We start from the raw sequence: 8,378 nt of genomic DNA, 5'->3' as shown, positions 1-8,378 counted from the left end.
AGCAGGCCGCCCTTCCCAGCCGCCCACCGCCAGAGGGACAATGCTCGGCCGCCCTGCACAGCCGATCAGACCAAGGAATCGCATGAAGCAACGCCCCCGCTCAGCTCAGTCGCGCCCGCCGCAGCGCGTTCGCCGCAAACCCGCGCCGCCGCCTGCCGAGCCGCGCCTGATTGCGCTGAACAAACCCTTTGATGTGCTGACCCAGTTCACCGACGGAGATGGGCGCGCAACCCTGCGTGACTTTGTCGACATCCCCGGGGTGTATCCGGCCGGTCGTCTGGATCGCGACAGCGAAGGGTTGCTGCTGCTGACCAATGACGGTCGTCTGCAGGCACGCATTACTGACCCGAAACACAAGCTGCCAAAGACCTATTGGGTGCAGGTTGAGGGCGAGCCCAGCGAGCAGCAACTGAAGCAGCTGCGCGATGGCCCCGAACTGAACGACGGCCCGACCCGACCCGCAGAGGTCGAGCAGATCGACGAGCCTGCCCTGTGGCCGCGCAATCCGCCGGTGCGCTTTCGCAAGAGCGTGCCCACCAGCTGGCTGGCGATCACCATCCGCGAAGGCCGCAACCGCCAGGTGCGCCGCATGACCGCCGCCGTTGGCCTGCCAACCCTACGACTGGTGCGCGTGCGCATCGGCGACTGGACGCTGGACAACCTGCTACCGGGCCAATGGAGAGATATCCCTATCAGCCATTGACCCTGCATATCATCAATCAACAAGAACAACAGGATGCTACGCATGAACATACCTAAGCTGCTCGCCGTCAATGCCCGCAAATTCCCTTCTGGCGAGGCGCTGATTACGCCCGAGTGCCGCCTCAGCTGGTCCGAGCTGCACGATCAGAGCCTGCGCCTGGCAGCCCACTTGCACGAGCAGTATGAGATCGGCGCCGGCGACCGCGTTGCCTTGTACCTGCCCAACGGCTACAGCTGGGTACTGGGTTATTTTGCGGTGATCAATCTGGGCGCCATCGTGGTGCCGATCAATGCGCGCCTGACCAGTGCCGAGCTGGAGTACATCCTTGGCGACTGCGACGCCCGTGTGGTTATCGCCCAGGGCGAGCACGCCGAACGTGCCAGCGCCCTGGCGCCCTGCCTGCGACTGGACCAGCCGTCAGCCCAGCTGGCCGACATGCACGCCCGCTGGCTGGTCGCCGACGCAGCAGCCGACCAGCCCTGCACCCTGCTCTACACCTCCGGCACCACCGGCAAACCCAAGGGCGTACTGTTTGACCATCACGCCCTGCTGACCGTCGCGACCGCCTCAGCAGTGGAAATGGACATGCGCCCGCACAGCCGCCTGCTACACATGATGCCGCTGACCCACTCGGCGCCGCTCAACGTCTTCTTGCTGGGCGGCACCTATGTTGGCGCAGCCCACGTGGTCTTGCCGGAGTTTCACCCCAGGCTGCTGCTCGATACTGTCGAGCAGGAACGTACCACCCACTTCTTTGGTGCGCCGGTGGCCTTTCTGCTGACCGCCCAGCAGCCGGATATCACCGAGCGCGACATCAGCTCGATGCAGGCCTGGGTCTACGGCGGCGGCCCGCTCTCCAGCGAGCAGGTAGCGCTGATCGCCGAGCGTATGCGCACTGACCGTCTGTACTGCGTCTACGGCCTGACCGAAGCAGGGCCGAGCGGCACCATCATGATGCCCGAGGAACATCGCCAGAAAGCAGGATCGATTGGCTGCCGCGGCGCACTGCACACGGAAGTGCGCATGGTCGACGAGCACGGCAACGAGGTTATTGGTGAAGGCACCGGGCAACTGCAGATCCGCACAGAAGGCATGATGCTCGGTTACTGGAACAAACCCGAAGCGACAGCCGAATGCCTGCACAGCGACGGCTGGCTGGACTCCGGGGATCTTGCCCGGCGCGATGCCGGTGGCTACTACTGGGTGCTCGGCCGCGCCAAGGAGTTGATCATTTCCGGCGGCGTCAACGTCTATCCAAGGGAGATTGAAGTCGCGCTGGAAGGGCATCCAAATATCGTGGAAGTGGCGGCATTTGGCGTCCCCCACCCGCAATGGGGCGAAACGGTGAAGGCGGTCGTCGTGCTGCGTGAACCGGTGGCCGACCTGCAGGCAGAACTGTCAGCCTTCCTCGAACCGCTGCTGGCCGACTACAAACGCCCGCGCCTGTACGCAGAGATGCAGGCCTTGCCTCGCAACGCCAATGGCAAGGTGATGAAGCACCAGCTGTCGTAGGCCAAGCGCTGATTGGAATGCTACTGGGCGCCGCCCGGCGCCCGTTCAACTCAGTAGCGAATGCCGAGCAATCTGAATACAAAGCCCAGCAGCCAGGCCGGGCCAATCAGCAGGAACTGCAGATCCTTGAAAAAGGACGGCTTCTTGCCCTCGATATGGTGACCAATAAACTGACCGATCCAGGCCAGGACAAAAATCGCCACACTGGGCCAGAACACGTAGGTCATCAGGCTGAGGATCAGCAACATCACCAGGCTGACGACCAGCATGGCAGCCGCAATCTGCCAGGACAGCATGGCATAGAACAGCAGCGAGGCACCCACCACCAGCATCGCCACCCAAGGGTGGATGGCCCACAGCATGCCGAGCACGCTAAACGTGATCAGCGGCACGCAAATCCAATGCGTCAGCTTGTTGATCGGGTTGCGGTGGCTTTCACCATACTCGTCGAACCATTGGTCAATCGCTTTCATAAAGCACCCTGTTGTTGGTCTGATGGGCTACATACTCTGTCTCAGAGTGTAGACAGCATGAGCACAGGATAACCAGTGTCCGCGGCGGCCAGCGGTCATTGACAACGCACGCGACAGCGGCGATCCTTTGGGCCACGCCGCAAGGCGTCCCCGTTCGCGGAAAGGGCTGCGCCCGCTTCACCTTATCTTGAGTCACCCATACGACACCCAGCCTGCCAGGCGGACACAGGCCCGATAAGGGGATCGTATGTCCAGCACCAGCACCCGGCCCATCAGCAACGGCCGCCTCAATCTTGAACAGCAACGCAAGCGCGCCAAGGAATTGCTCAAGGGCATCAACGCAGGCGAGCCAGCAGCACTCAGCCGCGTCAATCAATGGATCACCCCACGCAGCGCGGCACTGAAGCTGGCCGACGCTCAGCTGGTTATTGCCCGCGAGTGCGGCTTTGCCAGCTGGCCGCGGCTCAAGCAGCACATCGACAGCATCAGCCTGGCCAATCAACGACTGCTGAGCGAGGGGGATCAGGACCTAAAGACCCTGCATATCCGCTGCGGCAGCGATATTCAGCACAGTTTGCGCACTGCGGGTCTGACCGGAGACTTTCTCGAGTTTTCCGACCCCTTCTGCATCGGACCGCTGAGTGACAGCGACCCGCAAACCCTGCTGCGCGAGCGCGCCACCTTTCTTGCAGAGGCTTTCGATCTGGCGCCTGCCGACGCGCTGGGCCGCCAGCAACAGGGCTATGGCACATTGCTGAGGCTCGATCAGTATCAACGCATCGTGCTGTGGTTCGAACACGACAGCTACGACCAACTGATTCTCGCCTATCTGCTGCATCGCCTGCGCGAACTGCAGCCCAGCGCTGAGCTGCAGCTGATTGCGGTCGATCAGGTGCCGGGCGTGGAGCGCTTTATCGGCATCGGCCAGTTGGCACCGGAGGTGCTGAGCTGGCTTTGGCCCCAGCGCCGACCGATCAAACCCGAACTGCTCCAACTCGGCAGCGACGCCTGGCACGCACTGACCGCAGACGACCCCACCGCCCTGCTGGCCCTGATTCAAACCGGCACGCCGGCCCTGCCGATGCTCGGCAAGGCCCTGCACCGGCACCTGCAGCAGCTGCCAGGACAGCACGACGGACTCGGGCTGACCGAACGCCTGAGCCTGCAGATTATCCAGCGTCAAGGCCCATTGCCGACAGGCAAGGTCTTCGCCGCCCTGATGCGCAATGACGAGCCACTACCCTATCTGGGCGACCTGATGTTCTGGTGGATACTGCAGCCGCTGCTCGGTGGCACGACCCCGCTACTGCAGATCGACGACCGCGTGGCGGACTGGCCCCAACGGGTTATTCAACTGAGTCCTCAGGGCGAAGCCGTGCTACAGGGCAAGGCGGACGGCTTCACCAGCCGCGCCAATGGCTACTGGGTCGGCGGCGTCGAGCTACAGCCAGGCCAGCCACACTGGCGTTACGATGCGGCGCAACAGAGCCTGCATCGGCACAGCGGCTGAGCACCCCGCTCGGCGGGCAAGATGGTATGCTAACGCGCTGTCATGCCAGCGGCGGATTCACACCGCCGCTGGTGCATCACCCGTCAGCTCGCGGAAGCGCTCACCATGCCCCAACCCAACCCCTTCAAGCCCGTCGTCCTCTGCCTCTCCGGCCATGATCCGAGTGGCGGTGCCGGCCTGCAGGCCGATATCGAGGCACTGATCGCCCAGGGCTGCCACGCAGCTCCCACGGTTACCGCCCTGACCGTGCAGGACACCGTGGATGTCAGTGACTTCCGCGTGCTGGATCGCGAGTGGGTGCTGGCCCAGGCCAACAAGGTGATCAGCGACATGCCCGTCTCGGCGGTCAAGCTGGGCATGCTGGGCTCGGTGGAGATGGTCGATACCGTGCTGGAGCTGATGCAGCGTCTGCCGGACGCACCACTGGTCTGCGACCCGGTGCTACGCGCCGGCGGTGGCGGCTCACTGGGCAAGGACGATGTCGGCTTTGCCATTCGCGAACGCCTGTTCCCGGCTGCCACCATCGCCACCCCAAACCTGCCCGAGGCACGCATTCTGGCCGAACTGCCGGAGGGCAGCGCCGACGAGTGTGCCGACAAATTACTGCCGCATATTCGCCACCTGCTGATTACCGGCGGCCACGGTGACGAGGCGGAGATCCACAACCGCCTGTATTGCGCCGACGGCAGCCGCCACGATTTTACCTGCCCGCGCCTGCCCGGCAGCTACCACGGCTCCGGCTGCACCCTGGCCAGCACCCTGGCTGGTCGCCTGGCGCTGGGCGAAGAGCTGGTCAGCGCGGTGCGTTCAGCACTGGATTACACCTGGCGCACGCTACGTGACGCGGAGCAGCCCGGCCACGGCCAGTACGTGCCGCGTCGTCTGCCGCTGGACTTCTGCTCATGAGGGGGGGCGGTCTCTACGCCATCACCGACAGCGCGCTGCTGGCCGACGGCAAGCTATTGCCCTATGTCGAAGCCGCGCTGATCGGCGGTGCCCGCTGGCTGCAGTATCGCGACAAGTCCGGTGACAGCGTCAAGCGGCTGGAGCAAGCCAGTCAACTGCGCGATTTGTGCCGCCAGTACGGCTGCGAGTTGATCATCAACGATGACTTGGCGCTGGCCGCCGAGCTAGGCGTTGGCCTGCACCTGGGCCAGGAAGACGGTTCCCTGCGCGAGGCCCGCCAGCAACTCGGCCCCCAGGCGCTGCTCGGCGCCACCTGCCATGCCAGCCTGCAGTTGGCTGAAGACGCCATCGATGCCGGCGCCGACCATATCGCCTTTGGGCGCTTTTACACCTCCCAGACCAAGCCGGGTGGGCCCAGCGCCGACCTGCCCCTGCTACGCTCAGCCCGCGCCCGCTTCAGCCTGCCGATCGTCGCCATCGGCGGCATCACGCTGGACAACGCTGCGCCGCTATTGCAAGCCGGTGCCGACTACCTCGCCGTCATCAACGGCCTGTTCGGCGCCCCCAACGCTGAGACGGTGCAGCAACGCGCCCGTCAGTTCAGCCAACTCATTCACGCATCCTGAGAGACTTGCCATGTCCCGTTCCGAATCCCTGTTTGCCAGCGCCCAGAAACACATCCCTGGCGGCGTCAACTCGCCGGTTCGTGCCTTCAAGAGCGTCGGCGGCACACCGCTGTTCTTCAAGCACGCCGAAGGTGCCTACGTCATTGACGAAGACGACAAGCGCTACGTTGATTACGTCGGCTCCTGGGGCCCGATGATCCTCGGCCACAGCCACCCGGACGTACTGGACGCGGTGCGCAATCAGCTGCAGCACGGTCTGTCCTACGGCGCGCCGACCGCGCTGGAAACCGAAATGGCCGAGCTGGTCTGCTCGCTGGTGCCGTCGATGGACATGGTGCGTATGGTCAGCTCCGGTACTGAAGCCACTATGAGCGCCATTCGTCTGGCTCGCGGCTACACCGGCCGCGACAGCATCATCAAGTTCGAGGGCTGCTACCACGGTCACTCCGACAGCCTGCTGGTCAAGGCCGGCTCCGGTCTGCTGACCCAGGGCGTTCCCAGCTCCGCCGGCGTGCCGGCCGACTTTGCCAAACACACCCTGACTCTGCCCTTCAACGACATCGAAGCGGTGCGCAGCACCTTGGCCGACGTCGGCCAACAGGTCGCCTGCATCATCGTCGAGCCGGTTGCCGGCAACATGAACTGCGTGCCGCCGGCGCCCGGCTTCCTGCAGGGCCTGCGTGAGGCCTGCGACGAGCACGGCGTGGTACTGATTTTCGACGAGGTGATGACCGGTTTCCGCGTGGCCCTCGGCGGCGCCCAGGCGCACTATGGCGTCACTCCTGACCTGACCACCTTCGGCAAGATCATCGGCGGTGGCATGCCGGTTGGCTGCTTCGGTGGCAAGCGCACCGTGATGGAGTGCATTGCCCCGCTCGGCCCGGTCTATCAGGCCGGCACCCTGTCCGGTAACCCGCTGGCGATGGCCGCCGGCCTGACCACGCTGCGCCTGATCAAGCGTCCTGGCTTCCATGACGAACTGACCGACTACACCAGCCGCATGCTGGCCGGTCTGCAGGAGCGCGCCGATGCCGCGGGGGTGCCCTTCGTGACCACTCAGGCAGGTGCGATGTTCGGCCTGTACTTCTCCGGCGCCGACGACATCGTCACCTTTGACGACGTGATGGCCAGCGACGTGGAACGCTTCAAGCAGTTCTTCCACCTGATGCTCGATGGCGGCGTCTATCTGGCACCCAGCGCCTTCGAGGCCGGCTTCACCTCCATCGCCCATGGCGACGCTGAACTGAAGCTGACCCTGGACGCTGCCGAAAAGGCCTTCGCCGCCCTATGATCGCTTTGGGTCATGCCCTGCTGACGCTGTTGCTGCTGGCCGTTGGCATCTGGCTCTGGCGCCAGCGCGGACCGCTCAGCCTGCCCGCACGCGGCGCCATCACCGCGGCGCTGCTGGGGCTCGGGCTAGCCGCCACCGCCAGTCTGCTGCTGAGCCTCGGGGCGCTCCCCGGGGCCGGCGAGCTGGCACACACCCAGCGCATCTTGGGCCTGGCCGCGCAAAGCCTCAGCCTGCCGCTGCTCGGGCTGGCCGCGCTGTATCTGGGGGTCGGCCTGCGCTGGCAACCGGCTAATTGGGGACGCATTCTGCTGGGCCTGATGGCCGCCTTCGAGCTGAGCCGGCGCATGGACGTCCTGCACAGCTATCAGTGGCTGATCAATTGCGCTGCGCTGCTGGTCATGCTGCTGACCTGCGTGCGAGTGATGGGCAACGACCGCCGTCCGTTGCCATTGGCGCTGGTCTGCGCTGCCGGCGCCCTGGCGCCACTATTCAAACAGGGCAGCCCTCCGTTGGCTGACCTGTTTGTTGCCAACGGCACGCTACTGTCGCTATTCCCGGCGCTGCTGGGCGCCGCTTTGACGGTTGGCCTGCTGAGCGAACAGGCGCACAATAAGGCAACGTCCGACGCTGACGCGTCGAGTGATGATTCCTAGCCGAGACCCTGAGTCGCCCATGCACCGCCTGTTTCCACGCCTCGCCCTGTTCAGCCTGCTGGGCTTGCCCGCCGCGCCACTGCTGGCCCAGTCTGACAACCCGCTGCTGATCAGCGCCGAGGACCGCTGCGCCTTTGAACGGGTAGACGACGACAGCCTGCCGATGGCCATTGAGGTCTGCGAAGAAGCGGCCAACGGCGGCGACCTGCGCGCCCAGTTCGAACTCGGCCAGCTGTATTACCGGGGCGAACGGGTAGAACGCAATTACGCCAGCGCGCTGAACTGGCTGGAAAAGGCGTCCATTCAGGGGCAACCCCAGGCGCAGTACCGACTGGGCATGATGCACTTTCAGGGCGAAGGGGTGACACGCAACCTGCCGCAGGCCTACATCATCCTGAAGATGGCAGCCGTCAATGGCAGCAATGAAGCCATGGACGCCGCCGACCTCGTCGCGCTGCAAATGAACGAGCAGGAAACCCAGGTCGCCAATCACGTGCTAGGCACGCTGTTCCGCGATTATCTGGCCCAGATTCGCGAGGAGCAGCTGAGCGGCAGCATTCCCGCCGAGCCGGAGCCGCAGGAGCGCCAGAACGACGGGGAGAACGGAGCAGACGAGGAGCTGGAGCTGCCTTAGGGTCTGTTGATGTTTCGCTCACTCGCCTGCCGGAGGCCATTTTTCGGCCAGGCAAGGCGGAGGGAGCGCA

9 protein-coding genes are annotated in these 8,378 nt (G+C 64.6%); 8 read left to right on the top strand and 1 reads right to left on the bottom strand.

Annotation, left to right across the window (positions count from 1 at the left end):
• The first annotated feature begins 82 nt into the window (after window positions 1-82).
• Window positions 83-703 carry a pseudouridine synthase gene (locus ASB58_RS02950; protein ID WP_118129285.1) on the top strand — a complete coding sequence of 207 codons (621 nt, stop codon included), beginning with the start codon at window positions 83-85 and terminating at the stop codon, window positions 701-703.
• Window positions 704-745: 42 nt separating this feature from the next.
• Window positions 746-2,215: a class I adenylate-forming enzyme family protein gene (locus tag ASB58_RS02945; protein WP_096003496.1), complete on the top strand. Its 1,470-nt coding sequence runs from the start codon at window positions 746-748 to the stop codon at window positions 2,213-2,215.
• 50 nt (window positions 2,216-2,265) lie between these two features.
• Here the strand turns inward: ASB58_RS02945 and ASB58_RS02940 are convergent, their stop codons facing one another.
• Window positions 2,266-2,688, bottom strand: coding sequence for an Mpo1 family 2-hydroxy fatty acid dioxygenase (locus tag ASB58_RS02940; RefSeq protein WP_096003495.1), 423 nt, complete (start codon window positions 2,686-2,688; stop codon window positions 2,266-2,268).
• A gap of 247 nt (window positions 2,689-2,935) precedes the next feature.
• On the opposite strand from ASB58_RS02940, the gene ASB58_RS02935 reads away from it, so the two are divergent.
• From ASB58_RS02935 to ASB58_RS02910, 6 genes are all read left to right on the top strand, one after another.
• On the top strand, window positions 2,936-4,198 hold the full coding sequence (locus ASB58_RS02935) for a DUF1835 domain-containing protein (protein WP_118129284.1): 1,263 nt from the start codon (window positions 2,936-2,938) through the stop codon (window positions 4,196-4,198).
• Between the two features lie 105 nt (window positions 4,199-4,303).
• The gene (locus ASB58_RS02930) at window positions 4,304-5,104 is read left to right on the top strand and encodes a hydroxymethylpyrimidine/phosphomethylpyrimidine kinase (protein ID WP_118129982.1); all 801 of its coding nucleotides are present in this window, start codon (window positions 4,304-4,306) and stop codon (window positions 5,102-5,104) included.
• Window positions 5,101-5,730, top strand: a complete 630-nt coding sequence (thiE, locus tag ASB58_RS02925; protein WP_118129283.1) for a thiamine phosphate synthase — start codon at window positions 5,101-5,103, stop codon at window positions 5,728-5,730. The genes ASB58_RS02930 and thiE overlap by 4 nt, the downstream gene beginning before the upstream one ends.
• Window positions 5,731-5,740: 10 nt before the next feature.
• Entirely contained in the window at window positions 5,741-7,021 is a 1,281-nt protein-coding gene (gene hemL, locus ASB58_RS02920) for a glutamate-1-semialdehyde 2,1-aminomutase (protein ID WP_118129282.1), read from the top strand.
• Window positions 7,018-7,674, top strand: a complete 657-nt coding sequence (locus tag ASB58_RS02915; RefSeq protein ID WP_118129281.1) for a hypothetical protein — start codon at window positions 7,018-7,020, stop codon at window positions 7,672-7,674. Before hemL ends, ASB58_RS02915 begins: the two co-directional genes overlap by 4 nt.
• Before the next feature lie 19 nt (window positions 7,675-7,693).
• Window positions 7,694-8,308, top strand: a complete 615-nt coding sequence (locus tag ASB58_RS02910; RefSeq protein WP_118129280.1) for a tetratricopeptide repeat protein — start codon at window positions 7,694-7,696, stop codon at window positions 8,306-8,308.
• Window positions 8,309-8,378 lie beyond the last annotated feature (70 nt).

The organism is Pseudomonas abyssi (assembly GCF_003444685.1).
In the GTDB taxonomy this organism is placed as follows: domain Bacteria; phylum Pseudomonadota; class Gammaproteobacteria; order Pseudomonadales; family Pseudomonadaceae; genus Halopseudomonas; species Halopseudomonas abyssi.
Note: the sequence above shows the minus strand (reverse complement) of the source record. Positions and strands in the feature narration are given on the sequence as shown.